This is a genomic window from Polaromonas sp. P1_F2, from assembly GCF_056405735.1.
Window position 1 is genome coordinate 109527 of record NZ_JBFUBN010000005.1, and the last position, 26582, is coordinate 136108.

The 26582-nt window shown below is 65.3% G+C and carries 24 protein-coding genes; 13 read left to right on the forward strand and 11 right to left on the reverse strand.

The window, feature by feature from the left end:
- Positions 1-207 precede the first annotated feature (207 nt).
- From AC1D0O_RS12110 to AC1D0O_RS12140, 7 genes are all read left to right on the forward strand, one after another.
- Positions 208-660 (forward strand): Csu type fimbrial protein, encoded by a 453-nt coding sequence (locus AC1D0O_RS12110; protein ID WP_477653777.1) that lies wholly within the window; start codon positions 208-210, stop codon positions 658-660.
- A 28-nt stretch (positions 661-688) separates the two neighbouring features.
- Positions 689-1255: a hypothetical protein gene (locus AC1D0O_RS12115; RefSeq protein WP_477653778.1), complete on the forward strand. Its 567-nt coding sequence runs from the start codon at positions 689-691 to the stop codon at positions 1253-1255.
- Positions 1256-1257: 2 nt separating this feature from the next.
- Complete coding sequence (locus tag AC1D0O_RS12120) at positions 1258-1989, forward strand: fimbrial biogenesis chaperone (protein ID WP_477653779.1); 732 nt, start codon at positions 1258-1260, stop codon at positions 1987-1989.
- Between the two features lie 15 nt (positions 1990-2004).
- Entirely contained in the window at positions 2005-4404 is a 2400-nt protein-coding gene (locus AC1D0O_RS12125) for a fimbria/pilus outer membrane usher protein (protein WP_477653780.1), read from the forward strand.
- Positions 4405-4409: 5 nt separating this feature from the next.
- Entirely contained in the window at positions 4410-5276 is an 867-nt protein-coding gene (locus AC1D0O_RS12130) for a spore coat protein U domain-containing protein (protein ID WP_477653987.1), read from the forward strand.
- Positions 5277-5483: 207 nt separating this feature from the next.
- Entirely contained in the window at positions 5484-6386 is a 903-nt protein-coding gene (locus AC1D0O_RS12135) for a hypothetical protein (RefSeq protein WP_477653781.1), read from the forward strand.
- Positions 6387-6694: 308 nt separating this feature from the next.
- Positions 6695-7063: a Csu type fimbrial protein gene (locus AC1D0O_RS12140; RefSeq protein WP_477653782.1), complete on the forward strand. Its 369-nt coding sequence runs from the start codon at positions 6695-6697 to the stop codon at positions 7061-7063.
- Positions 7064-7148: 85 nt separating this feature from the next.
- Here the strand turns inward: AC1D0O_RS12140 and AC1D0O_RS12145 are convergent, their stop codons facing one another.
- From AC1D0O_RS12145 to AC1D0O_RS12190, 10 genes are all read right to left on the reverse strand, one after another.
- Complete coding sequence (locus tag AC1D0O_RS12145) at positions 7149-8486, reverse strand: esterase/lipase family protein (RefSeq protein ID WP_477653783.1); 1338 nt, start codon at positions 8484-8486, stop codon at positions 7149-7151.
- A gap of 81 nt (positions 8487-8567) precedes the next feature.
- Positions 8568-8966 (reverse strand): response regulator, encoded by a 399-nt coding sequence (locus AC1D0O_RS12150; protein WP_477653784.1) that lies wholly within the window; start codon positions 8964-8966, stop codon positions 8568-8570.
- Positions 8967-9075: 109 nt separating this feature from the next.
- A complete protein-coding gene (locus tag AC1D0O_RS12155) occupies positions 9076-9924 on the reverse strand; it encodes a pseudouridine synthase (RefSeq protein ID WP_477653785.1) in 849 nt (282 codons plus the stop codon).
- 52 nt (positions 9925-9976) lie between these two features.
- Entirely contained in the window at positions 9977-10684 is a 708-nt protein-coding gene (kdpE, locus tag AC1D0O_RS12160; protein WP_477653786.1) for a two-component system response regulator KdpE, read from the reverse strand.
- Positions 10685-10702: 18 nt separating this feature from the next.
- Positions 10703-13411, reverse strand: coding sequence for a DUF4118 domain-containing protein (locus AC1D0O_RS12165; protein WP_477653787.1), 2709 nt, complete (start codon positions 13409-13411; stop codon positions 10703-10705).
- Between the two features lie 52 nt (positions 13412-13463).
- Positions 13464-14036, reverse strand: a complete 573-nt coding sequence (kdpC, locus tag AC1D0O_RS12170) for a potassium-transporting ATPase subunit KdpC (RefSeq protein WP_477653788.1) — start codon at positions 14034-14036, stop codon at positions 13464-13466.
- Positions 14037-14045: 9 nt separating this feature from the next.
- Positions 14046-16133: a potassium-transporting ATPase subunit KdpB gene (gene kdpB / locus AC1D0O_RS12175; RefSeq protein ID WP_477653789.1), complete on the reverse strand. Its 2088-nt coding sequence runs from the start codon at positions 16131-16133 to the stop codon at positions 14046-14048.
- A gap of 28 nt (positions 16134-16161) precedes the next feature.
- Complete coding sequence (gene kdpA, locus AC1D0O_RS12180) at positions 16162-17961, reverse strand: potassium-transporting ATPase subunit KdpA (RefSeq protein WP_477653790.1); 1800 nt, start codon at positions 17959-17961, stop codon at positions 16162-16164.
- On the reverse strand, positions 17961-18059 hold the full coding sequence (locus AC1D0O_RS12185; protein ID WP_436156902.1) for a potassium-transporting ATPase subunit F: 99 nt from the start codon (positions 18057-18059) through the stop codon (positions 17961-17963). The genes kdpA and AC1D0O_RS12185 overlap by 1 nt, the downstream gene beginning before the upstream one ends.
- A 229-nt stretch (positions 18060-18288) precedes the next feature.
- On the reverse strand, positions 18289-19086 hold the full coding sequence (locus AC1D0O_RS12190; protein ID WP_477653791.1) for a sulfite exporter TauE/SafE family protein: 798 nt from the start codon (positions 19084-19086) through the stop codon (positions 18289-18291).
- 95 nt (positions 19087-19181) lie between these two features.
- Between AC1D0O_RS12190 and AC1D0O_RS12195 the strand changes: the two genes are divergently transcribed.
- The 3 genes from AC1D0O_RS12195 to AC1D0O_RS12205 are packed head-to-tail and all read left to right on the forward strand — an operon-like array spanning position 19182 to position 21389.
- On the forward strand, positions 19182-20105 hold the full coding sequence (locus AC1D0O_RS12195) for a LysR substrate-binding domain-containing protein (protein ID WP_477653792.1): 924 nt from the start codon (positions 19182-19184) through the stop codon (positions 20103-20105).
- Positions 20106-20115: 10 nt separating this feature from the next.
- A complete protein-coding gene (locus AC1D0O_RS12200) occupies positions 20116-20751 on the forward strand; it encodes a pyridoxamine 5'-phosphate oxidase family protein (RefSeq protein ID WP_477653793.1) in 636 nt (211 codons plus the stop codon).
- The gene (locus tag AC1D0O_RS12205; RefSeq protein WP_477653794.1) at positions 20751-21389 is read left to right on the forward strand and encodes an HD domain-containing protein; all 639 of its coding nucleotides are present in this window, start codon (positions 20751-20753) and stop codon (positions 21387-21389) included. Before AC1D0O_RS12200 ends, AC1D0O_RS12205 begins: the two co-directional genes overlap by 1 nt.
- Here the strand turns inward: AC1D0O_RS12205 and AC1D0O_RS12210 are convergent.
- Positions 21379-22131, reverse strand: a complete 753-nt coding sequence (locus AC1D0O_RS12210; protein WP_477653795.1) for a Crp/Fnr family transcriptional regulator — start codon at positions 22129-22131, stop codon at positions 21379-21381. The two genes, AC1D0O_RS12205 and AC1D0O_RS12210, sit on opposite strands and share 11 nt — an antisense overlap.
- Before the next feature lie 188 nt (positions 22132-22319).
- Here AC1D0O_RS12210 and AC1D0O_RS12215 point away from each other — a divergent pair, with 188 nt between their 5' ends.
- The 3 genes from AC1D0O_RS12215 to AC1D0O_RS12225 all read left to right on the forward strand — a co-directional run bounded on the left by AC1D0O_RS12215 (position 22320) and on the right by AC1D0O_RS12225 (position 26575).
- Positions 22320-23516 carry an ABC transporter substrate-binding protein gene (locus tag AC1D0O_RS12215; protein WP_477653796.1) on the forward strand — a complete coding sequence of 399 codons (1197 nt, stop codon included), beginning with the start codon at positions 22320-22322 and terminating at the stop codon, positions 23514-23516.
- A gap of 146 nt (positions 23517-23662) precedes the next feature.
- A complete protein-coding gene (locus AC1D0O_RS12220; protein WP_477653797.1) occupies positions 23663-25609 on the forward strand; it encodes an AMP-dependent synthetase/ligase in 1947 nt (648 codons plus the stop codon).
- 183 nt (positions 25610-25792) lie between these two features.
- The gene (locus tag AC1D0O_RS12225; protein WP_477653798.1) at positions 25793-26575 is read left to right on the forward strand and encodes an ABC transporter ATP-binding protein; all 783 of its coding nucleotides are present in this window, start codon (positions 25793-25795) and stop codon (positions 26573-26575) included.
- The last annotated feature ends 7 nt before the right edge of the window (positions 26576-26582 follow it).

Genomic DNA, 26582 nt, shown 5'->3' on the forward strand with positions numbered 1-26582 from the left:
TTTGGGTACGATTTACCTTTGTTACGTGTAGTTCTTTAGGTTTCACTTGCGAATAAATCCAATATTTTCAACAATCTGACGTGACAAATTCCCTACTTGAAGGCTCTGTTACGGTTACAAAGCAGCTTTTTTCTGAAATACCTAGTTACAGTTCATTCACCTTCAAATTTCGTCCCCGTCATTCGTTCACTCAACCGGAGAACAGTCATGAAAAAGCTCATTTTAGTAATCGCCCTCGGCCTTGCCGCTATCGCCACCATGCCCGCTCAAGCAGCGACGGCCACTGGACAGTTCGATGTCACCATCAACCTGACCAGCGCCTGCAAATACACCAAAACCTCGGACGTCGTGTTCAACTACACCTCGTTCCAGGCAGGCGCCCAGGCGCAAACCACCGCTGGCGCGTTCACGATCCAGTGTACAAAAACACTGGCTTACGCCATGGCACTTGATTCCAGCGCCGTGACCGACAACGCCGTCGACCTCGACTACACCCTGGCACTGAGCGCAGCAAGCGGCACCGGCAACGGCGCCACCCAGGCCTACACGGTGACCGGTTCGATGGCTGCCAACCAGGCGGGCAAGTGCTCCACCGTCGGCGGCGCCTGCACGAACGGCGCATCGACCAACAAAACCCGCACCCTGACGATCACCTACTGATCGGCCCTTGAGCTCCAGAGCCCTGATCATGAAAACACCGATGCGCTCGCTTGCAAGGCTGGCTCTCGGTGTTTCCCTGCTTCTGACGGGGATCTGCAGCTTTTCCGGCACCTCGGGCGGGCAGTTCGGCGTTCAGATCAACCTCAGCGGTGTCGCCAACGCCTGCACCAGCACCACCGGCTCGGGAAGCGGCGGTGCTTCGCTGCAGGTCAGCTGCAATTCCAACGTCTTTGTCAATATCGTGCAGGTCCGCAGCGTCAATGCCAGCGCCCTGGGGAATTCCCGGTTCATGCCCGGCTACCGGCCCACGCGGGATTCGCTGCTGCCCGACTATTGCCGCAGTGAGGCGTCCCGCAACGACCCGGCTCCCCGCGCAGCCTGCCGGCTGGACGACCAGCGCCAGGCCTCGGCGGGCGACGAAACCGATGACGGATGGGAATTCGAAAGCCGGCGTTATGCCATGGGCCCGGAAGCCGCGGCCATGGAAACGCAAGCCCGTTTGCGCTTTCAGGACGTCCGCGGAACGCTCACAGCCGTGCGCGTCGCCCATGCCGGCAATCAGGCTAAATCAGTCGAGATGCTGGTATCCTTCTAGGGATGAACGTCCCACAGCGCCGAAGCAGCCTCGTCACCTACGCTCTCCTGCTGAGTCTGCTTGGGCCCTGGGCCACCGCCACAGCCGGGGTATTTTCCGTAACGCCTGTCCGCCTTTACATGACGCCGCGCGACCGCGCCATCGCCGTCACACTGACCAACGAGGCGGATACCGAAGTAGTGCTGCAGGCCGACATCAACGCCTGGACCCAGAAGCCCGATGGCACGGACGAACTTGTGCTGACTGAAGACCTGATCCTGGCCCCCCCCATCATCAAGCTGGCGCCCAAGGCCCGGCAGGTAGTGCGGCTGGCCCTGTTAAAGCCGGCTGACGCAAGCCGGCAGTTGACCTACCGCATGATCATTCGCGAAGTACCGGAAGCGCTGCCCGCATCCGGCATCCAGGTTCCCATCGCACTGGCCCTGAGCATGCCGGTGTTCATTACCCCGCCGGCGGCCAAGCGCGAGGTCAACTGCACCAATCAACTCTCGGATGCCAAAACCCTCAGCCTGCAGTGCAGCAATACCGGCTCGGCCTATGCGCAAATACGGGAAGCCGTCGTAACGCGAGGCCCGCAGACGCTGGCCCGGTTTGAAGGCGGCAGTTATATCCTTCCGGGCGCCCGTAAAACCGTCAGCCTCAAGGGTGAGCAGGCCTTGACGGCAGGCCAGGCCCAACTGGTGGTGACCTTTGACGACGGACAAAGCCTGACAACCAGCATCGCGCTGCCCTGACGGGCGCTTTGTTCCATGAGGAGTAGATGGGCTCTGCGAAAACACCCCCTGGCCGTAGGCATCGCCGCCCTTTGCTACGGCTTGGCGGTGCAGGCACAGGTCGCAGCCTCATCCAATGCGCCACCCGCAGCCCGCACCGCCAATGACCGGCTCCTTCCGCTGGAGGTGTTCATCAACAGCACCAAGGGCGGGGTCTGGACCCTGCTGGAGCGCAACGGCATCCTCTACGCGCCCGAGGACGCTTTTGAAGAATGGCGCCTGAACCGCCGCCCCAGCGCGCAAGACATTGATTTCCAGGGGCAGCGCTGGTATGCCCTCTCGTCCATCCCCGGGTTCGAGGCACGCCTGAATTTTGCCGACCAGTCGGTCGACCTGGTGTTTTCCCCGGCGGCCTTCAACGCCGTGCGCCTGACGCAGGAGTCCGCCATGCGGCCCCCGCTGTCGCCGTCCATCCCGGCGTTTTTTGCCAACTACGACCTGAATTACCTTACCAGCCACAACCGCGATTCCATTGGTGGCACCTCAAATGCGAGAGACCTGGGGGCCCTGACCGAGTTCGGGTTTTCGGGCCAATGGGGCTTGCTGACCAGCAGTTACGTGGGTCGCAACCTGGTCAGCCAGGATCCGACGCTCAAGGCGTCCTGGCGGCGGCTGGAAACCACCTACACGCGCAACTTCCTGGAATCCAACAGCACCCTGCGCCTGGGCGACAGCAGCACGCGCACCGGCATTTCGGGACGCTCGGTCTATTTTGGCGGGGTGCAGTTCGCGAAAAACTTTTCCCTGCAGCCCGGGTTCGTCACCCAGCCCATTCCCACGGTGACCGGGCTGTCTGCCGCCCCGAGCACCGTAGAGCTGTATGTCAACGACGCGCTGCGCCAGACCTCCAAGGTGCCTTCCGGCCCTTTCAGCATCGACAACTTCCCCGCGCTGACGGGTGCCGGCGAGGCGCGTGTGGTCGTGCGCGACATCCTGGGCCGCGAGACGGTCATCACCCAGTCCTTTTTCAGCAATGCCAACCTGTTGGAGGAAAACCTCAGCGACTGGAGCTTCGAGGCGGGAGCCATACGCAACCAGCTGGGAACCGAGAATGCCGACTACGGCCCCCGCTTTGTGTCGGGCCTGTGGCGCCAGGGCCTGACCAAGAGCATCACCGTCGAGGCCAACGGCGAATGGTCCCGGCCCCTGGCGCGCGTGGGCGCGGGCGCCAGCTATGAACTGCCCTTCCAGATGCTGGGACAAACCGCGGTGTCCTTCAGCCGCAGCGACACCGCCGGCAGCGGCCATAACTGGCTGGTCGGCATCGAACGCACCGGCCTGCGCCACGGCGTTTCGCTGAGCGCCGAAGGCGCATCGCGCGGCTACCGGCAACTGGGCATCGACACGGCGGCCCCGCTGCCGCGCCTGCAAACCACCGCGAGCTACAGCTATAGCACCGACAAGTTCGGAGCCTTTAACGTCAGCTATGCGGGCTTTGACAACTACGACCTCGGCAAACTCGACACCGTCAGCGTCAACTACACCATGCGGCTCGGACCGCACAGCGCCCTGACGCTGAGCGCCACCCGGCTCAGCGGAATCTCCACCGGGACATCGGTGGGCGCGACGCTGATCGTGCCCCTGGAAAACCGCATCACTGTCGCCGCCGGCGTCACCAGCCGCAGCGGCACCACCGAAAGTTATGTGAATGCCAGCCGGGCGCTGAGCGCCGAAACCGGCTGGGGCTGGCGCACGGCGCTGGGCTCGCGCGCCGACGGCGGGTATACGGAAGGCGGCGCCTATTACCAGGGCAGCAAAGGCCTGTTTTCAGCCGACGTCAGTGCCGGGCAGACCCAGCAGAACCTGCGCCTGGGCCTGATAGGGGGATTGGTCATGGCCGAAGGCCAGGCTTTCGCGACACGACGGGTGCAGGACAGCTTCGCCATCGTCGAGGTGCCGGGCTATGCCAATGTCGGCGTGGGCTTCCAGGGAAGCACACTGACCCGCACCGACGAGAAAGGGATAGCCCTGCTGCCGCGTTTGCTGCCCTTCCAGCGCAACAGCGTGCGGCTGGACCCGACAGAACTGCCCATCAGCGCCGAGCTCGACTCGATCGAGCGCGAGGCCGTGCCGGCCCTGCGCGGCGCGGTCAAGATCACCTTCCCCGTGCGCTCGGGCCGCGGTGCTTTGATCCGCATCGTGCTCGACGGCGGCGAGCCCGCGCCCGCCGGCGCCGACATCGAACTGGTCGGCGACAAGAAGGAGTTTTTTGTCGCCCGGCGCGGCGAGGCCTTCGTCACCGGCCTGCAAACCACCAACCAGTTGCGCCTGAAATGGAACGGCGCAAGCTGCACCTTTACCGTCGAGCTGCCGCCCGGCAACCTTGAAGACATCACCCGCGTGGGCCCGGTCCACTGCTCAGGAGTCAAACCGTGAATCCCATGAACCCCTGGCGCCTCGCCGCGGCGGCATGCCTGTCCCTCGCGGGCGCGGCACCGGCTATGGCCGCGCTGGTCTGCAACGCCACGGCAACGCCCGTGCAGATGGTCTACTTTGCGAACGACCCGAGCCCCACGGACGGCGCGTGGACCGTCACGATAAATTGCTCGCGCGGCCCCACGGACCCGACCACCTCGCCCTATACCCTGCGGGCCGACGACGGTTTCAACCCCGGCGCCGGAAGCACCAACCAGGCGGTGAACGGCACCGGCGCGGCCAACCAGATGGCCTACGACCTTTTCAGAACGGCGCCCGGGAACGGGGAATGGGGCTATACCAATGCCACCGACTTCGCGGGAACGATCACCTTCGGCAGCGCCCTGACGGCCAGCGTCACGCACGTCTTTTACAGCCGCATTGCCGCCGGGCTCAACAAGAGCGCCAAGATCTTCACCGACACCGTGACCATGCGCCTGCGCTATGACAACGGCCCCAACAACAACACGGACGTCTTTCCCACCTTCGCCGTCAGCATCAACAACCAGTCCGTCTGCCTGCTCAGCACGCCCCCCGGAAACATCCAGTTCAACTACACCTCATTCCAGGCGGCAGCGGCCACAGCCAGCTCGGCATATGCCGTACGCTGCACCCAGGGCGAAACCTACACCATGGCGTTGGACGCGACCACGGGAACCCTGCTCACGCTCACCTACAACCTGGCCTTGAGCAATTCCGCGGGCCAGACCGGCACCGGCTTCCCGCAGAATTTCACGATCAACGGCAGCATCCCCGGCGGCCAGTCCGGCACCTGCGGCATGGGCACGTGCACCAGCGCACCGCAACCTCGGACCCTGACCATCAGCTACTGAGCACGTCTCGTTTTTTTCTGTTTCCGCGCAGGCCCCGAGCCCTCGGCCCAGGCGCACAGCGTGACATTTGTCACGAATTTCCCGCGACTGAACCCGCAAAAACGGCGCGATACCGCAGCCTTCACCATACTGCTACAAGACGTTACTATCACTGGGATGAAAGTTGTCGCACTCGCACAGGCGTGGGCGATGTCATGGAGCCAATCGATGAGTGTCTTTTGCGCATTGCGTGTTGCCCTGCTAAGCCTGCTGTGCACCTGCGCGCTGCAAACGCATGCGGCCATCAGTTGCGCACTCTCGTCCACCTCAGTCGATCTCAATTACGTCAACGGCCAGGGCACCACTTCCAATGCGTCCGGCACCATCACGGTGAACTGCACGCGCCTAGTCAGTGATGCCAACACCCAGACCTATTGGGTCAGCATCGATTTCGGGACCCGAACGGGCACCCCCCGCCGCGTCTTTCGCCATGGGGCAGTTACTACCACCACCGCCGACCGGCTCAATGTCAGCATCCGCAAAAACGGCACCGCGACCGAGTGGACCAACGCCGGGACCGCGCGCGTCAACGGGACGTTAAATTTCGCCACCGCACTGAGCGTGAGCGTGGTGCTGCCTTATGACTTTGTGGTGACCGCGGGGCAAACCGGCAGAACGCCGGGAATCTATGACGAAGCATTCACCGCCAGCCTGCAACTGACCACGACCGGCGCCGTCGTCTCGACGACCACTTTCAGCCCTACCGTCAGCATCATTGCCAGTTGCTTCGTAGGGCAGCTAGCCACCGGCAACCTGGCCCCCGGCGCGATTTCCCCGTCCACGCTGACCTTGAACTACACCTCTTTTGCCGCCACACCGCAGACAGCCACCATGAACTTCACGGTGGACTGCACACGCGGAACCACCTACACCCTGGCACTTTCGCCAACCTCGGGCACGCTGCTGGGCCTCAACTACACGCTGGCGCTTAGCAGCGCGGGCACAACAGGGACCGGTCTCGCCCAGCCTTACACCGTGACCGGCAGCATCGCCGCCGGTCAGGCAGGCACCTGCTCCTCGGGCGCCTGCACCGCGACCCAGACCGGCGTGACGGTCACCATCAGCTACTAGGCCGGCTGAAAGCCGGTTCGGTAGCGATCCTCTTCAAGTCGACGGCCATACCGGCCGCGCCGCTCTGGTGCTTCCAGGCCCCAAAAGAGCGAAATTCGCGATGACGCCGCGTTCAAACTGCAAAACCCCCTTGAATTTGGCCAATAAATCACAGAAAAATGATGAACTAATAACAAAAATCAAATTTGTCGCTTGATTTGTGTGAAACGTCACAAAGTAACAGTTTTACGGTTAATTTTACCAATTGCTTCAAATTATCAAATTCGCTAGCATGGTCGCATCAGCTGATAGTTTTAAGGAGTTGCGCCATGAAACCCATCAAATTTGTGTTTGCCATTGCCTTGTTCGTCCAGTCGCTGCTCGGCATTTGCAGCACAGCCCAGGCGCAAACGAGTTCCGGCTCTTTTGATGTGACCATCATGTTGCGCAGCTTCAGTGAAGCCGTGACGGCGGACCACCGCTGCACCCATCGTGGACAGCCGGACGGCAACGCCGGCACCCTGCGCATCAGCTGCCCGGCTACCGTGGACGTCCAGGCCATTGCCAGCGCTTCAGCCAGCAGAACCGGCCAGACGCAGCGCATGAACACCCCCGATTCCAGCGGCCACCGCCTGGCGGTGGTGGCGGGCAAACCCATGCATTCCCTGGAGCCGGTTGAGCTGACGATTTCCTGGTGAGCAGTGGTCGCGGCGTACAGTCCGTTCAGCCGCAGCACACCGGGCGCCCGCTCGCTCGACAAATGCCCTGCAACGAAATAAAGCGCTAGGAAGGCTGACCGCCCAGCCAGCGCACCAGCTGCCGCCCCACCTCAGCCCGGCTCAGCAGCTCCATGTGGTTCATGCCCTGCGCGATCCACTGGTTTTCCGGTGCAAACGCCAGGCAACGCTCCGGCTCCGCATGCAGGCCCAGCGCGCTTTCGAGTGACACCAGGCCGTCGCCGACCATCTTGCGCGCCAGCGCCTCCCGCACCGCCATCATCGGCCCCTTGCCGGGCGCCAGCGTGGTGGCCGCGACGGTGTAGCAGTCCACACCGGCCGGCAGCGGCACGGGCCGGCGCGCGTCGGGCCCGCGCTCAAAACGCCCCGCGTCATGCCAGTCGGCGTGCAGCACATTGCCGTGGCGCAGGTCGGTGATGCCGGCGCTGCGCACCTGGCCGATCTTCGCGAACGGTTTGGTCACGATGTTGCCGCCCAGCACACCGTCCACCCAGCTGCCCAGGCGCTCCAGCGGCGCGCCGTGGTGCGGGGTTCCCAGGAACACCATGGCCTTGAGCTGCGCCAGCCAGCTGTAACCGGCCTCGGCCGCCTGGTGGCAGGCACTGCGCGCGACCAGGCCGCCCATGCTGTGCACCAGCAGCGTGATGCTTTCAACCGGCTGCGGCCAGGCCTTCACCAGCTGCTGCAGCAGCCCGGCCAGTTGCTCGCCGTTGTCCGAGGTGTGCAGGCCGGTGTTGTAGTGCAGGTAGACGGGCGTATAGCCGAGCTCGCGCGCCAGCTGTTCGCCGTGGCCCTTGAAGCCGCCGGCGGCCGCGCTGTTCCATTGCAGGTCGTTCATGCACAGGCCGTGCACCACCACCAGCAGCTTTCCCGTCGCATTCGGCAAGCGCGCGGCCAGCGCCTGCGCTTCCAGCAGCAACGGCTGGCCCTGATGGCGCAGGCGCATGGAAATCGCCAGCGGGTTGGCCGTCTCCGCCAGGCGGTCGCCCAGCACGCCATTGAGCGCCGCCAACATGGCCTCGCGCTGCGGCGTCGAGGCCCGGGGCCCTGCCATCGGCGCCGCGCGCGACAGCAAGGCATTGGCCGTGCCGCCGGCCAGCCGCGTCACACCCTTGATGCCGCCGTAGACCAGGCCTGTAATGCCCAGCGGGCGCACGCCGCTGGCGCCCGGCATGCGATTGATGAATTTCGCGCCCAGCGGGCCGAAAGGCGCGGCGACGGCCTTGTAGATATTGCCCTGCACGCTTTCGGCCAGGCCGGTGACACCCAGCGTGGCCTGCGTGGCAAGCTGCGCCAGCCCCTGGATGTCGGAGACATGCAGCCAAGTGGGCAACAGGCCCGGCGAAAAAGGCCCTGGCGTTTCGGGCTGGTCGGGTGGGGTCATGCCCGATTGTGGAGGCAGAGCCGCACGCGCGCCAGCGGGTGTTGGGACGGCCCTGGAAGCGCCTGGCCCCGAGCCCTGGCCCTAGTGCGGCAATTTGCCCGGCTCTTCATGCGCGGTCTGCTCCGCGCAGTAGGCAAACAGGCCGTCCAGCTCGCTGGATTTATCGAACACGGCGTCGGCGCCCAGGTCCGCGGAGCGGCGGCGGATTTCCGGCGTGGCGTAATTGGTGAGCACCACGACCTTCTGGTAGGGCTCGCGGTTGCGGCAGCCCGCCAGCACGCCCAGGCCGTTGCCCTCTTTCAGGAAAAGGTCGACGATGGCCAGCTGCCATTCCCCGTTGTGCGCGCGCAACCAGCGGCTGGCCTCGGCCTGGGTAGCCCCATGGCCCGTGACCTGGACAGCGGCGATTTCCTGGAGCGCCTCGATCAGGTTCTCCAGGACGATCTGGTTGTCCTCGACGAGGTAAGTAATAAGTGCCATACGACCCACTTTAGGCCGCTGCGGGGCAGGCGCTGCCATCCGTTGGCCCGCCTCCAGGTAGGACAGTGCAGCACCCGCCGGCCGCGCCATCTTTAAGGCTGGAGTAGCTTTAGAAGCGCTCGTGCGGCGCCAGATAGCGCCACTGCCCCACAGGCAGGTGCCCCAGGTTGACCTGGCCAATGCGCACACGCTTGAGCCCCGTCACAAACAGCCCCACCTGCTCGCACATGCGGCGGATCTGGCGTTTTTTGCCTTCCTTGAGCACAAAACGCAGCTGTTCGGGGTTTTGCCACGACACCTTCGCGGGCCGCAGCGGCTGGCCGTCCAGGCTCAGGCCGTGGTTCAGCAGGGCCAGCTTTTCGGGCGGGAACACCGACTGCACGTTGACGGTTTCCGGCCCATAGCTGACGCGCACCAGGTATTCCTTCTCGATGTCCGAGTCTTCGCCGATCAGCTGGCGTGCCACGCGCCCGTCCTGTGTGAGCACCAAAAGACCTATCGAATCGATGTCCAGCCGGCCCGCCGGCGCCAGGCCGCGCAATTGCTCGTGGCCCCAGCGCATGTGGCTGTTGCATTCGCGCCAGCGGTTTTGCGGCTGCACCAGCACCACGGCCGGCTCGTGCCCGTCCTCGGCCTGGCCGCTGACATAGCCGACCGGCTTGTTGATCAGGATGGTGACCTGCATGCGCTGCTGCTGCTCGGCCTGGCGGTCGATCTCGATGCGCGCATCCGCGGCCACCGGCTGGCCCATCACGGCGGGCGCGCCGTTCACGCGCACCCAGCCGCGTGCGATCCAGTCGTCGGCCTCGCGGCGCGAGCACAGGCCCAGTTCGGCCATGCGCTTGTTCAAGCGCACGGTAGGCGCGGGCGCGCCCGCTGCTGCGGCCGGCGCTTTGGGGATGCGGACGGCGGCGCCCACGGGCTTGGGGGCTGAGCCGGGTTTGAGGGGGTCTTGCATGGGCTGGGTACTTGATCGAGCTAGGTGCCCGGCTGTCCGGGCGCTATGGTGGCTATTGTCCCACCCAGAGCCGGTAACCGACCCCGGTTTCGGTCAGCAGGTGTTGGGGCTGCGCCGGGTCGGTTTCGAGCTTCTGGCGCAAATGGCCCATATAGATGCGCAAATAGTGGTTTTGCTCCGCGTGCGACGGGCCCCAGACTTCGCGCAGCAGTTGCCGGTGCGTCAGCACCCGGCCGGTGTGGCTGATGAGCACGTTGAGCAGGCGATATTCGATGGGCGTCAAATGCACCTCCGCACCGCCGCGCCGCACCAGGCGCGCCTGGCGGTCCACCTCGACCTCGCCGAAGCGGAACAGCGGCTCGTCGGGCGCGCCGTCGGCCCCGGCCCCGCGCGGGCGGCGCAGGTTGGCGCGCACGCGGGCCAGCAGCTCGCCCACACCAAAGGGTTTGGTCAGGTAGTCATCGGCACCAGCGTCCAGCGCGGCGATCTTGTCGGCCTCGTCGGCGCGCGCCGACAGCACCACGATGGGCACGGCCGACCAGCCGCGCACGTCGCGAATCACGTCCAAACCATCGCCGTCGGGCAGGCCCAGGTCCAGCACCAGCAAATCGGGCTTGCGCGTGCCGGCTTCGGTCAGCCCGCGTTTGGCGGTGTCGGCCTCGAACACCTGCCAGCCCTCGGCCTCCAGCGCCGCGCGCACAAAGCGGCGTATCTGCGGCTCGTCTTCAATGACGACGGCAACGGGTGTGGGATGCGACATGGCTAAAGGGGCAGGAAGTCAGGCGGTTTCGGGCAGGCCCTGGGGCGGCGTGCGCCGCGGCAGGGTGATGGTGAATTCTGCACCACCGCCCGCGGCATTGCCCGCCATGATCTGCCCGCGGTGCGCCTGCACCACCGCCAGGCAGATCGCCAGGCCCAGGCCCACACCCGGTGTGGCCGATTCGGCCTCGCCACGCGTGAATTTCTCGAACAGCTCGTGCTCGCGGCCTTTCAGTGCGGCGGGCAGGCCGGGACCGTGGTCGCGCACCGTGAGCAGCAGCGCCGCGTCCGTCACTTCGGCGCTGATGTCAATCGGCGGCTTGCCGTATTTCGCGGCGTTTTCCAGCAGGTTGACGAGCACGCGCTCCATCAGCACCGCATCAAACTCGACCAGCGGCAGGTCGGCCGGCAAGGCCGTCACCACGGTCCTGCCGGCCAGCGCATGCTGGGCCTGGCGTATCGCCGAGCCGACGATTTCTTCGACCGACTGCCAATCGCTGCGCAGGTTCACCGCGCCGCTTTGCAGCCGCGCCATGTCCAGCAGGTTGTTGACCAGCGCGCTCAGGTGGCGCGCCTCGCCGGCGATGGCGCGCGCCGCCTGCGCCTGTTCATCACTGAGCGGCGGCGCCGTGCGTTGCAGCGAATCAGCCAGGCCGATCAGCGCGGTCAGCGGCGTGCGCACGTCGTGCGAAATCGCCGCCAGCAGCATGTTGCGCAGTTTTTCGGACTCCATCTGCACCACCGCCTGCTGGGCCACATCGACGTAGTGCACACGCTCCTGCGCGATCGCGATCTGCCGTGCCAGCGTGTCAAGCTGCTGCATCTGCTCCGGGATCAGCAGCCAGCGCGCCTGCGCGGGCTTGACGGCCAGCACGCCGCGCACCCGCATGGGCGCCTTGAGCGGGAGGTAATGCCAGGCCTGGGCCGACAAGGTGGCGGTGGCCAGCCCGGCCGGCTGTTCATTGCGAAACACCCAGTCGGCCACGCTGGCGTCAAAGTCCTCGGGCGGCTTTTCGGGTGGCAGCAACTGGTCATGGCCGTCGGTCACCAGCACCAGCGCCTGGCCGCCGAAGTTGCGCCGCGCGGCGGCCTCGCCGAGTTCGGTGACCTGCTCGCTCAGCAAGGCCGCCGACAAATCGCGCGTGAGCTCGAACAGCGACTGCGCGCGGCGCTCGCGGCTGGCCGCGATGCGCGCCTGGAACCGCAGGCCCGCGGTGAGCTGGCCGGTCAGCAGGCCCACCACCAGCATCACGCCGAAAGTCACGAGGTATTGCACGTCGCTGACAGCAAAGGACAGGCGCGGCGCGACAAAGAAGTAATCAAAGGCCGCGACATTGAGGAAAGCCGCCAGCGCCGCCGGCCCGCGCCCGAACTTCAGCGCCACCAGCACCGTGGCCATCAGGAACACCATCACGATGTTGGCCAGGTCGAAGTAAGCCAGCAGCGGCAGGGCCAGCAGCGTGACGGCCGCGCTGCCCGCCGCGGCCCAGGCATAGCCGGGCAGCTTGCCTTGCCATGCCGCCGCGTCGTCATCCTCGGCCGAACGCTGCACGGCGCGCGCCAGCCGCCGCGCGCTGTCGGCATGGCCCACCTCGACGATGTCCAGCGTGGGCGCCAGCATGGCCAGCCGGCGCGTCATGCTGGGGCCGGCCCACCAGGCGCGCCAGCCCGGCAGTTGCGGCCGCCCCACCACCAGCGTCGCGCAATTGAGCTGCTGCGCCTGCGCGACAAGTTCAGCGGCGGCATCACTGCCCGTCAACACCGCCGTGGCCGCGCCCAGTTCTTCGGCCAGCTGGATCACGGCCAGGATGCGGTCGCGCTCGGCGACCTCCAGCAGTTGCAGGCGCGGGGTTTCCACATAAGCCGCATGCCAGCGCACATTGAGCTGGCCGGCCAGCCGCGCCGCCGTGCGCACCGTTTGTTCGGCGCCCTGGCGCGGGCCTATGCAGGCCAGGATCGCACCTTCGGTGTTCCAGACCGGGGCGATGGATTTCTCGACGCGGTAGCTGCGCACGTCGTCTTCCACGTGCTCGGCCGTGCGCCGCAGCGCAATCTCGCGCAGCGCAATCAAATTGCCCTTGCGGAAAAAATTCTGCGCCGCGCGTTCGGCCTGCTGCGGCATGTAGACCTTGCCGGCCTTGAGCCGCGCCATCAACTCATCGGGCGTGACGTCGACCAGGATGATTTCATCGGCGCCGTCCAGCACCGTGTCCGGCACGGTTTCATGCACGCGTATGCCGGTGATGGCGCCCACCGTGCCGTTCAGGCTCTCCAGGTGCTGCACATTGACGGCCGACCAGACATCGATGCCGGCCTCCAGCAGCTCGTGCACATCCTGCCAGCGCTTGGCGTGGCGCGAGCCCTCCACATTGCTGTGCGCGAGTTCGTCGACCAGCAGCACCGCCGGCTTGCGGACCAGCGCCGTGTCGAGGTCGAACTCTTTCAGCGTACGGCCGCGGTAGGCCACTTCCCGCAAAGGCAGTTGCTCCAGCCCGGCCAGCAATTCCATGGTTTCGGCGCGGCCATGGGTTTCGACCACGCCGACCAGCACGTCCCGCCCGGCCTTGCGCTCGCGCTGCGCGGCGCTGAGCATGGCGTAGGTCTTGCCCACGCCGGCGCTGGCGCCGAAGTAAATACGCAAGCGGCCCCGGCGCGCCTTTTCTTCCTCGCCGCGCAGGCGGTCCAGGAGTTCATCGGGGTCGGGACGGGCGTCGGGGGAAATGGCCATGGATTTATGGAGGGTGCCTCATGGTATCGGGCCTGGGCACAGGCTGCCCGGCTTAGCGCAGGGTTTGCAGCGCCAGGTTGAGTTGCAGCACGTTGATTTGGGCTTCACCCAGAACGGCAGGCCAGGGCTGTTCGGTGTGCTGTTCGACCAGGGCCTGAACCTTCTCCAGCGGCAAGCCGCGCGCCCTGGCCACCCGGGCTGCCTGGTAGCGCGCGGCGGCGGGGCTGATGTGCGGGTCCAGTCCGCTGGCCGAGGCCGTGACCAGATCCACCGGCACCGCTGCGGTATTGCCGGGATCCGCCGCTTTGAGCGCTTCGACACGGCCTTTCACGGCATCGACCAGAGCGGGATTGAGCGGCCCCTGGTTGGCGCCGCTGGAAGCCGCGGCGTTGTAGGGCATGGGCCCCGTGGCGGAGGGGCGGCCCCAGAAATGGCCGGGGTCGCTGAAGTTCTGGCCTATCAGCGCGGAGCCGACAGGCTTGCCGTCGCGCACGATCATGCTGCCGGCGGCTTGTGCCGGGAACAGCGACTGCGCGGCACCGGTCACCACCAGCGGGTAGGCGACGCCAGTGACCAGGGTCAGCACGGTGAACATCACGAGTACGGGGCGAAGAATGGTTTTCATGGATTTTCCTTATACGAGGTTCATGGCCACCAGCAGCAGGTCAATCGCCTTGATGCCGATGAAAGGCACGATCAGGCCGCCCAGGCCATAAATCAGCAGGTTGCGGCGCAGCAGAGCCGCGGCGCCGACGGGCCGGTACTTCACGCCCTTGAGCGCCAGCGGGATCAAAAACATGATGACCAGTGCATTAAAAATCACCGCCGACAAAATCGCTGTCGAAGGGCTGCCCAGGCGCATCACATTGAGCGCGGCCAGCTGCGGGTAGGTGCTCACAAAAATCGCCGGGATGATGGCGAAGTACTTGGCCACGTCATTGGCGATCGAAAACGTCGTGAGCGAGCCACGCGTCATCAGCAAGGCCTTGCCGGTCTCCACCACCTCCAGCAGCTTGGTCGGATTGGAATCCAGGTCCACCATGTTGGCGGCTTCCTTGGCGGCCTGGGTGCCGCTGTTCATGGCCACCGCCACGTCGGCCTGGGCCAGGGCCGGCGCGTCGTTGGTGCCGTCGCCCATCATCGCCACCAGCCGGCCTTCGGCCTGGTACTGGCGTATCAGCTTGAGTTTGTCTTCAGGCGTGGCCTCGGCCAGGAAGTCGTCGACACCTGCTTCGGCGGCGATGGCGGCGGCCGTGAGCTTGTTGTCGCCGGTGATCATCACCGTCTTGATGCCCATGCGGCGCAGCTCGCCGAAGCGCTCCTTGATGCCGGCCTTGACAATGTCTTTCAGCTCCACGATGCCCAGCACCGCGTTGCCGTCGGCCACCGCCAGCGGCGTGCTGCCGCGGCGCGCCACTTCATCGGCCGCGCGCAGCACCTCGGCCGGCATGCTGCCGCCCAGTGCCTCCACATGTTTGCGGATCGCATCGACCGCGCCCTTGCGCAGCTGGCGCGTGCTGCCGTCGGGGCGCTGCACGTCGATGCCACTCATGCGTGTCTGGGCGGTGAACTGAACCTCGTGGCTGTCACCCACCAGGGCTTCGCTCGCGCCCAGGCGCTGCGCCAGCGCGACGATGCTACGGCCCTCGGGCGTCTCATCGGCCAGGGAGGCCTGCATCGCGGCAGTGGCCAGTTTGGCGCCCGTCACGCCGGGCGCCGGCAAAAAGGTAGCCGCCTGGCGGTTGCCGTGGGTGATGGTGCCGGTCTTGTCGAGCAGCAGCACGTCCACGTCGCCGGCGGCTTCCACCGCGCGGCCCGAGGTAGCGATCACATTGGCCTGCATCATGCGGCTCATGCCGGCCACGCCCACGGCCGACAGCAGGCCGCCAATCGTGGTCGGGATCAGGCAGACCAGCAGCGCCACCAGCGCGGTGATGCTGACCACCGTGCCGGCACCGGCCGCGCCCACGCTGAACACCGAGAAGGGCAGCAAGGTCACGGTGACCACCAGGAAGACAATGGTCAGCGCCACCAGCAAAATCGTCAGCGCGATTTCGTTGGGCGTCTTCTGGCGTTTGGCACCCTCGACCATGCTGATCATGCGGTCCAGGAAGGACTCGCCGGGGTTCACCACGATGCGCACCACCAGCCAGTCGGACAGCACGCGCGTGCCGCCGGTCACGGCCGAGAAGTCGCCGCCCGACTCGCGCACCACCGGTGCCGATTCACCGGTGATGGCGCTTTCGTCGACCGAGGCCACGCCTTCAATCACCTCACCGTCCAGCGGGACCATGTCGCCGGCTTCGACGAACACCACCGCACCCTTGCGCAGGTTCTCGGCTTGTTCGGGGAGCCACGCCGTTCCGTGAAACACCTTGGCATTGCTCTCCTTGAATTTCTTGGCCCAGGTGCTTTTCTTCAGGCTGCGCAAAGAGGCCGCCTGGGCTTTGCTGCGGCCCTCGGCCAGTGCCTCGGCAAAGTTGGCGAACAGCACGGTGAACCACAGCCAGACAGCTACCGCAAAAATAAAGCCTGCGGGCGCCTCACCCTGTCCCTGCAAGGCCTGCAGGCCCAGCAAGGTGGTGAAGATGCTGCCGATGTAGACGACAAACATCACAGGATTGCGCCACTGCACACGCGGGTTCAGCTTGGTGAACGACGCCGCGATGGCGGGTTTGAGCAAAGCAGGATCCAGCAGCACAAAAGGTTTTTGGGTGTTCATATCAATTTCTCGTTGGCCTTCTTGCGATTCAGTGGGCGGGCCAGAGCATCAAATGCTCGACCACCGGGCCCAGTGCCAGGGCGGGTACGTAATTGAGCAAGCCCACCAGCAGCACGGTGCCTATCAGCAGCATCACGAACAGCGGGCCGTGCGTGGGCATGGTGCCGGCCGTGACCGGCAGGCGCTTCTTGGCGGCCAGCGCGCCGGCAATCGCCAGCACCGGCACGATGACACCGAAACGGCCCATCCACATCACCAAACCCAGCAGCGTGTTGTAAAACGGCGTGTTGGCCGACAGGCCCGCGAAGGCGCTGCCGTTGTTGTTGCCGGCCGAGCTCAGCGCATACAGGATTTCAGAAAACCCATGCGCGCCGGGGTTGGCAATGCCGGCCTTGCCGGCGCCTGCCAGCACCGCGACGGCCGTACCGGCCAGCACCAGGATGGGCGTCACCAGGATGGTGATCGAGACCAGCTTCATCTCGTGCGACTCGATCTTCTTGCCCAGGTATTCCGGCGTGCGGCCGATCATGAGGCCGGCGATGAACACCGCCAGCATGGCAAAGATCAGCATGCCGTAGAGACCTGTGCCGACGCCGCCGAACACCACCTCGCCCAGCTGCATCATCACCATGGGCACCATGCCGCCCAGCGGCGTGAAGGAGTCGTGCATGGCGTTGACCGCGCCGCATGACGCCGCCGTGGTGATCACCGCGAACAGGCTGGAGGCATTGATGCCGAAGCGGGTTTCCTTGCCTTCCATATTGCCGCCGGCCTGCAGCGCGCCGGCCGCCTGGTCCACGCCCAGGGGTGGCAGCAGCGGGTTGCCGGCTTGTTCCGCCGGCGTGATGGCCACCACCGCGACCGCAAACAGCAGCGTCATCGCGGCCAGCACGGCCCAGCCCTGGCGCTGGTCGCCCACCGCGCGTCCAAACGCAAAGCACAGCGCCGCGGGGATCAGGAAAATGGACAGCATCTGGAAGAAGTTGCTCAGCGCCGTCGGGTTCTCATAAGGGTGGGCCGAGTTGGCGTTAAAGAAGCCGCCGCCATTGGTGCCCAGCATCTTGATGGCTTCCTGCGACGCGACCGGGCCCATGGCCAGGGTCTGGGTGCCGGTCTTGGCGTCTTCCATCACGGGATTGCCCTTGTCGTCTTTGAGGGCCTGGCCGTCAGGGCCGTTCTTGGCAAGCTGATAGGACGTAGTCTCCAGTGTCGCCACGTCCTTGTAGCCATCAAAATTCTGGATCACGCCCTGGCCCACGAGAAAAATCGCGAACACCAGCGACAGCGGCAACAGCAGCCAGGCCGTGATGCGCGTGACGTCCACCCAGAAGTTGCCGATGGCACCCGTGGCGCGCGCGGCAAAACCCCGGAACAGCGCAAACACCACGGCGATGCCGGTGGCGGCCGAGAAAAAGTTCTGCACAGCCAGCACCAGCATCTGCGTGAGGTAGCTCATCGTGGACTCGCCGGCATAACCCTGCCAGTTGGTGTTGGAGACAAAGCTGATGGCGGTGTTGAAGGCCGAGTCGGGCGGCACGGCGGCCATGCCGGCCGGGTTCAGCGGCAGCCAGACCTGCAGGCGCTGCAAGGCATACACAGCCAGCACGCCCAGTGCGTTGAAGGCCAGCAGCGCCAGCGCGTACTGCGACCATTTCATGTTCGTATCGGCCGAGGTGCCGGCCAGGCGGTATAGCGGCGCTTCGAGCTTGTGCATCCAGTTGGGAAGGCTGCCGGAATAAATGCGGGCCAGCCAGATACCCAGCGGCCAGGCGGTGGCAAGCAGAGCCCCTAAAAAGAGAGCCAATAGGCCCCACGACGAGTTGCTCATCAAAACTCCTCGGCGCAGATCAGCGCATACACGAGGTAGGTGAGCAGCACGATGGCGCAGACGCCGCCGAAGCCGTACAAGACGTCGAGGGGGATCATGAACGGCCCCCTTCGGATTTCTCGAGCTTCTGGAAGCCCCAGACCAGCAAGACCATCACACCCCAAAGGGCGGCGGCACCGAGCATAAACGCAAGATCCATGATCTTCTCCAGGCAATAGCGATGGAAGAAGTTTCGGATCCGGCGTGTAAAAACGGGGATGAAAGACCGGCGGCCGGTATAAAGAAAGCGTAAAAACCGGCCTTGAACCAATGCCAGCGCGTAAGGCCTTAGCCCGCAAGCCAGCGTATCGCGCTGCCAATCACCATGTAAAGGCCTATGGCCAGCAAGCCCGCAAAGAACAGCCGCTTGAAGTTTTTTTCATTCAGCCGGCCGCGCAGCATCTGGCCCGCCGCCATCCCCAGCAATGCCGCAGGCAAGGCCACCAGCCAGCTCCAGCCGCCGGGCAGGGCCGCGGCCGAAAATGAGCCTTCGAGCGCCAGGCGCCCAAAGAGCGCGACGGTGGAAACGGTGAAGGACAGCCCGAGCGCCTGCACCAGCTCATCCTTCCTCAGCGACAGGGCCTGCAGGTAAGGCACCGCCGGGAAGACAAAAACACCCGTGGCCGCCGTGATGGCGCCGGTGATGAGTCCCGCGACGCCGGAACAAAGCGCCTCGCCGCGGCGAGGCACAGCCAGCGGAGCGGCTGCCAGCCCCAACAGGGCATATGCCATCAATGCCGCCCCCAGGCCCGCCGAGGCCACATTGGCATTGAGGGTGACGAGGCTCACGGGCGCCCACAGCGTGCCGGCCGCCACGCCAAGTTGCAAAGGCCAGAGCCGCCTGGCCAGCCGGCCCAGCGCGGCCCCGTCCCACATCTGCCAGGCATTCGTCAGAAACGAAGGCAGGATCAAAATCACGGCGGCCTGCGCGGGCGGCATCACGCCGGCCAGCAAGCCCATGGACAGCGTCGGCAGCCCCAGGCCGACCACGCCCTTGACCAGCCCGGCAAGCAGGAATACCCCGGTGACCACGCCCAATAAAAGGGTTTCGTGGCCCGCCCCCGTGAAGTTGTTGATCCAGTTCATGCGGCCGATTCTGCGCAGCGACGCGTTCACGCTCAAGCGGTAATATGCGTTGGCAGCCTTCGCCTTCTCCGAAGGCCAGGACCAACCACAGCGCCATGCCCGCCACCCTCCGCTTTGACCTTGTCGACCTGCGGCTCTTCCTGCACGTCATCGACACCGGCAGCATCACGGCCGGCAGCAAGCTTTCGCACCTCGCGCTGGCCTCGGCCAGCGCGCGTATTCGCGGCATGGAAGAGGCCCTGGGTGTGCCCTTGCTGGAACGCCTGCGCGCCGGCGTCAAGCCGACCAAGGCCGGCTTGACCGTGGCTCACCATGCGCGCCTGGTGCTGCAGCAAATCGAGCGCATGCACGGCGAGATAGCCGACTACGCCGGCGGCCTGGCGGGCCGGGTGCGCCTGCTGTCCAACACCGCCGCCATCACCGACTACCTGCCGCAGGCGCTCGCGGACTTCCTCAACACCCATCCAGCCATTGACGTCGACCTCGAGGAACGCCCCAGCCATGTCATCGTGTCGCAGTTGCTGGACCAGGTGGCCGACCTCGGCATCGTGGCCGACTCCGCGGATATTTCCAGCCTGGAGTCCCGGCCCTTCCGCCGCGACCAGCTGGTGCTGGTGGTCCCGCAGGGCAGCGGATTCGGCCGACAGCGACAGACCAGTTTCGCGCAGGCGCTGGCCCATGACTTTGTCGGCCTGGGCGAGGACAGCGCCCTGCAGCAACACCTGGCCCTGCAGGCCGGGCGCCTGGGGCTGCGCATGCGAACCCGCATACGGCTGCGCAGTTTTGACGCCGTCTGCCGCATGGTGGAAGCCGGTGTTGGCGTGGCCGTGGTGCCGGCTGTCGCGGCCGAACGCCATGCGGGCACGCTGCGCGTGCTCAAGCTGTCCGACAGCTGGGCCGACCGCCAGCTTTTGATCTGCGCGCGCCGCTTTGAGCAACTGTCGGTGCCAGCCCTGAAGCTGGTGGAAGCGCTGTGCGCGCCTGCCCTCGCCGCCACCGGCCAAAAATCAAAGCGATAAAGTCATGCCCATGCACACCACAAACCCGCAAGCCGACTCGCATGCCATCACCAGCCTGCCGCAACTTGAGGCGCTGTTCGGCGCCGTCGGCGACGCCTCCCTCAAAAAAGAGGTGGACTATCTGCACCCGGCCTACCAAGCCTTGATAAAAGCCTCGCCTTTCGCGGTGCTGGCCACGGCCGGGCCCGGTGGCCTGGACGCCTCACCGCGCGGAGACCCGCCGGGTTTTGTCGCGATCCAGGACGACAAAACCCTGCTGTTGCCGGAGCGCCGCGGCAACAACCGCATCGACAGCCTGCGCAACCTGTTGGTCGATCCGCGCGTGGCGCTGCTGTTCCTGGTGCCCGGCGCCGGCGAGACGCTGCGCGTGAACGGCCGGGCCAGCATCACCACCGCACCCGACCTGCTGCAACGCTTTGCCATGGAAGGAAAGCCGCCGCACTGCGTCATCGTGATCAAGGTCGAGTCGGTGTTCTTCCAGTGCGCGCGAGCCATCCAGCGCTCAAAGCTCTGGCAGGCCGTGCCGCAAGGCCGGCCCGACGTGCCCACGCCCGGCGCCATGCTGCAGGCGCTGACGGCGGCCGCCATTGACGGCGAAAAATACGACCGCGAACTGCCGGCCCGGCAGAAATCGACGCTGTACTGATGGCAAATCTCGCTCCTGACCTCCTGGCCCGTTCCTGGCAGCGCTGCGCAAACGCACTGGCGCCGCAAGCCATCGCCGGCAGCGTGTTTGATGAGCTGGTCGCGCGCTACTCGGAGCCCCATCGCAAGTACCACACCGTGCAGCACCTCGCGGAATGCCTGGCGCATTTCGAGGCCGTCCGCCACCTGGCCGAACGGCCGGACGAAGTCGAAATTGCGCTCTGGTTCCACGATGGCATTTATGACACGCAGCGCCACGACAACGAAAGGCAAAGCGCCGACTGGGCGCGCGAAGTACTGGAAAGCTATGGCGCGCCGCCGGCTACCGTGCAGCGGGTGGACGAGCTGATCATGGCCACCTGCCATAGCGCATTGCCGGTGTCGCCTGATGCGAAGCTGCTGGTGGATGTGGACCTGTCCATCCTGGGCGCCCTGCCGCCGCGCTTTGCCGAATACGAAGAACAGATACGGCAGGAATACGCCTTCGTGCCCGAAGCGATATTCCGCCAGAAGCGCGGGGAGATTCTTCGCGCCTTCCTAGGCCGGCCCTTTATCTACAGCACGCCGCATTTCCAGGCCGCGCTGGAAGCGCGCGCCCGCGACAACCTGCGCCTGGCCATCGCCGGCATCAGGGGCTAGGGCCTGTGCGGGGAGCCAAACCCGCCCCCTCGCCCGCGAACACACTGGAGCGCAGCGCCTCCAGGTCCAGCACGCGCAGTCCGCCGTATTCGATGCGGATAAAGCCTTGGGCCTGCAAGGCGTTGAGCGCCTCGTTCACGCGCTGGCGTGACAGCCCGACCAGGTAAGCCAGTTCCTGCTGCGTGATGCGCAGGATTTCACCGACCCCTGGGTACAGCACCGGGTTGAACAGCGAGGCCAGGCTGCGCGCCACGCGGATGTCGGGGTTGTTCATTCGGTCGATTTCGCGCGCGGCGATGAACTGGCCCAGGCGCTCGTTGAGCTGGTTCATTACAAAGCGGTTAAAGCCGATGGAATGGTCCAGCAGCCAGTGAAAGGTTTCCACCGGCAGCCCGGCCACCACGCTTTTGCGCAAGGCCTGGATGTTGTAGCGGTAGGGCTCACGCTTGAGCGCCGTGCCCTCGCCGAACCAGCCGCCGGGCGGCACGCCGGTAAAGGTCATGGTCATGCCTTGCTCGTTGTCGCTGCTCATCTTGAGCAGGCCTTCGACCACACCGAACCAGTAGGTCACCGGTTTGCCCACGCGGCACACATAGTCACCCGGCGCGGCGTCGCCCACCTGCAGCCCCGCCAACGCGCGCGCGCGTTCATCCGGCAGCAGCAGAGGCAGCCAGGGAATGCCGCGCAATTCGTCCGGCGTGGGCGTCCTGCGGCGTTGGTGAAGGGGTGACTCAGTGGCCATGCTCGCAATGTTCAAGCAGAAACAGGGGTGGCGGATCAGGGAAAGTCCGGGGCGGGCGCAACCCTTGGATTGTCGTCGCGCAGACAGTTGGCCTGCTTTCCAAAGCATAGCATCGGCCCCGCGGAGACAAGCCACCAAGAGCCTGGAACAAGCCCGCCACGAGCCCACAACGACCAGGAGACACCCCCATGACAGCCCCTTCCATCCCTTCCATCACCTCGAACATCGATTCGTCCCCGGCCCGCGCCCGCCTGACGCGCCGCCGCATGCTGGGCGCACTCGCCGCCGTACCGGCCGCACTCTACGGCCCGGCGCGCGCGCAGGACAACAGCGGCCCGGTGCGCATCGCGCAATCCATCGCGCTGAGCGGGCCGCTGGGCGAACTGGGCCAGGCCATGCACCAGGGGGCCAAGGCCTGCTTTGCCGGCATCAACGCCAAAGGCGGCGTGAACGGCCGGCTGATCGAGCTCACAACGGCCGACGACGGCTACGACGTCAAGCGCGCACTCGGCAACGTCAAAGGCTTTATCGACGACAAAAGCAATTTCGCGCTCTTCAACTGCATGGGCACCCCCATGATCGAAGCCATGCTGCCGCAGGTGATCGAGTCGGGCATGCCCTTCTTCGCGCCCTTCTCGGGCGCGCTGTCGGCGCGGCCGGCCAACGCGCGCAATGTGTTCAACATACGCGCGAGTTACGCCGACGAGGCCGAGCAGCTGGTGCAGCACCTGGCGACCATCGGCATACGGCGCATCGCCATCGCCTACCAGAACAACTCCTTCGGCAAGGAGGTCTTCGACGCCACCCAGCGCTCCATGGCCAAACACAAGCTGGAAGCGACCGCCATCGTCACCGTGGAGAACAACTCTTCGGATGCCGGCGCGGCGGCGGTCAAGATCGCGGCGTCCAACCCGGAGGCCGTGCTGGTGGGCCTGGCCGGCAAGCCGACCATCGATTTCGTGAAAGCGATACGCGCGCAGCGCAAGGGGCTGTCGCTTTACGCGCTGTCCATCATGGGCGCGGCCGCCACGCTCAAGGCCATGGGCGAGGACGCCACCGGCATCGCGGTGTCGCAGGTGGTGCCGCTGCCGGGCAACACCGTGGTGCCCATGGTGCGCGAATTCCAGCAGGCCTGGAAGGCCGCCGGCGTCGCGCTGGAGCCCTCGCACCTGGCGCTGGAGGGCTACATCAATGCCCGCGTGTTCGCCGAAGCGCTGCGCCGCGCCGGCAAGAACCCGACGCGCGCCGCCTTCATCGACAGCACCTGGAACTTGAAGCGCTACGACCTGGGCGGCTTCGAGGTCAGCTTCAGCGATTCGGCCCGCAATGCCTCGCGCTTTGTGGAACTGACCATGGTTTCGCGCGACGGACGCTTTATCCGATAAACCGGGCGGACCCCGGGCACACCCCAGTAGGACTTACCCGGAAATTGTCGTCGCAATGACACCGTAGCGTCAAAGCTGGTCCTACCATTCGACCCATACCAGCGGTTTTTCCCGAAAAAGCCGCACAGAACGGAGACAAGAAGCGAATGCAGACCACGTTCCCACGATTGCTGCTCAAACATGCGGCCGAGCGCCCCGGGGCCGCCGCCATGCGCGAAAAAGAGTACGGCATCTGGCAGGCGCACAGCTGGGCCGGCATGGCGCTGCTGGTCGAGCACATCGCCTGCGGCCTGCACCAGCTGGGCCTGCGGCGCGGCGAGCACATGGTTATCATCGGCGCCAACCGGCCGCGCCTGTACGCCACCATGCTGGCCGCGCAGGCGCTGGGCGCCATCCCGATTCCGCTCTACCAGGACGCCGTGGGCGCCGAATGCATCTTCCCCATCAACAACGCCGAGGTGCGCTTCGCGCTGGTGGAAGACCAGGAACAGGTCGACAAGCTGCTCGAGATTCGCGGCCAGTGCCCGCAGCTGGACCAGATCATTTATGACGACCCGCGCGGCCTGCGCAACTATGCCGAGGCCGGCCTGCAGTCGCTCGATGCGCTGCTGGACACGGGCCGCGGTTTTTCCGCCGGCCAGCCGGACTTCTTCAGGGCTGAAGTCGAAAAAGCCCAGCCGGACGACGTGGCCGCGATGTTCTTCACTTCGGGCACCACCGGCAATCCCAAGGGTGTGGTCCACACCCACAACACCTTGCTGGACCGCGCCAAGGCCGGCGCTGATTTCGACAAACTCACCTCCGGCGAGGAAGTGCTGGCCTACTTGCCACCCGCGTGGGTCGGCCAGAACATCTTCAGCTATGCGCAGTGGCTGGCCTGCGGCTACGTCGTCAACTGCCCCGAGAGCGCCAGCACGGTGACCATAGACCTCAAGGAGGTCGGCCCGACCTATTACTTTGCGCCGCCGCGGATCTTCGAAAGCCTGCTGACCACCGTGATGATCCGCATGGAAGACGCGGGCCGCCTCAAGCGCGGCATGTTCAACTATTTCATGGACGTGGCCAAACGCGCCGGCCCGGCGCTGATGGACGGCAAACCCGTCGGTGGCATGGACAGGGTGCTGTATGCGCTGGGCAACGTGATGGTCTATGGCCCGCTGCGCAACACGCTGGGTTTTTCGCGCGTGCGCGTGGCTTATACCGCCGGCGAGGCCATAGGCCCCGACCTTTTCACCTTTTACCGCTCCATCGGCATCAACCTCAAACAGCTGTATGGCTCGACAGAGACCGCCGTGTTCGTCTGCCTGCAGCCGGACAACGAGGCGCGCGCCGACACGGTAGGGGTGCCGATCAGCGGCGTGCAGATCAAGGTGGCCGAGAACGGCGAGATCCTGGTCAAGTCGGCCGGACTGCTCAAGGAATACTACAAAAACCCCACGGCCACCGCCGAGGTGCTGAGCGCCGAGGGCTGGTACCACACCAGCGACGCGGGCTTTATCGACGCCGGCGGCCATCTCAAGATCATCGACCGCGTCAAGGACGTGGGCCGCATCAAGGGCGGCGCCAACGACGGCGCGATGTTCGCCCCCAAATATGTGGAGAACAAGCTCAAGTTCTTCCCGCACATCAAGGAAGTCGTGGCCTACGGCGACGGCCGCGACCAGGTCTGCGTGATGCTCAACATCGACTTCGACGCCGTCGGCAACTGGGCCGAGCGCCGCAACCTGCCTTATGCCGGCTACACCGACCTGGCGCAAAAGCCCGAGGTCTACCAGCTCATCAAGGAATGCGTGGAGAAAGTCAACGCCGACCTCAGCGTGGACGCCCTGCTGGCCGGCTCGCAGATCAGCCGCTTCCTGGTGCTGCACAAAGAACTGGACGCCGACGACGGCGAACTCACCCGGACCAACAAGGTCAGGCGCGGCTTCATCGCCGAAAAATACCAGCCGCTGATCGACGCGCTCTACGGCGGCAAAACCGAACAGTTCATCGAAACCGTCGTGAAGTTCGAGGACGGCCGCAGCGGCAGCGTGAGCGCGACACTGAAGATCAGCGACGCCCAGACCTTTGCGCCAGTAAAGGCTGCAGCATGAACTTTCACTTTAGCCGGATAACCCCTTCCCCCTCTGGGGGAAGGTTGGGATGGGGGCTTGCGGCGATCGATTTCCAGGCCCGAGTCGAACACGCAAACCGGGGAGCCCCCATCCCCGCCTTCCCCCAGCGGGGGAAGGAGCAATACAGGATTCCCCGCGCCTGCGCGGCGAAAGGACTTTGCCTTGGCTAAAAAAATCGGCGACGTCATTCTCGACGTCAAGAACATCACCCTGAACTTCGGCGGCGTCAAGGCCCTCTCGGACATCTCCTTCAACGTCAAAGAGCATGAGATCCGCGCCATCATCGGCCCCAACGGCGCCGGCAAAAGCTCCATGCTCAACTGCATCAACGGCGTCTATGCGCCGCAGCAGGGCTCCATCACCTTCCGCGGCCAGACCTTCAAGCACATGAACAGCCACCAGGTGGCGGTGATGGGCGTGGCGCGCACCTTCCAGAACCTGGCGCTGTTCAAGGGCATGAGCGTGCTCGACAACATCATGTCGGGCCGCAACCTGAAGATCAAAAGCAATCTGCTGCTGCAGGCGCTGCGCATAGGTCCGGCCGAAAAAGAAGAAATCATGCACCGCGAGGCGGTCGAAAAAATCATCGACTTCCTGGAAATCCAGGCCTACCGCAAGACGCCCGTCGGCCAGCTGCCCTACGGCCTGCAAAAACGCGTGGACCTGGGCCGCGCGCTGGCGATGGAGCCGCAGGTGCTGTTGCTCGACGAACCCATGGCCGGCATGAACGTCGAGGAAAAACAGGACATGTGCCGCTTTGTGCTCGACGTCAACGACGAGTTCGGAACCACCGTGGTACTGATCGAACATGACATGGGCGTGGTCATGGACATCTCCGACCGCGTCGTGGTGCTCGACTACGGCAAAAAAATCGGCGACGGCACCCCCGACGAAGTACGCAACAACGAAGACGTGATCCGGGCCTACCTCGGCACCAGTCATTAAAGCGGCA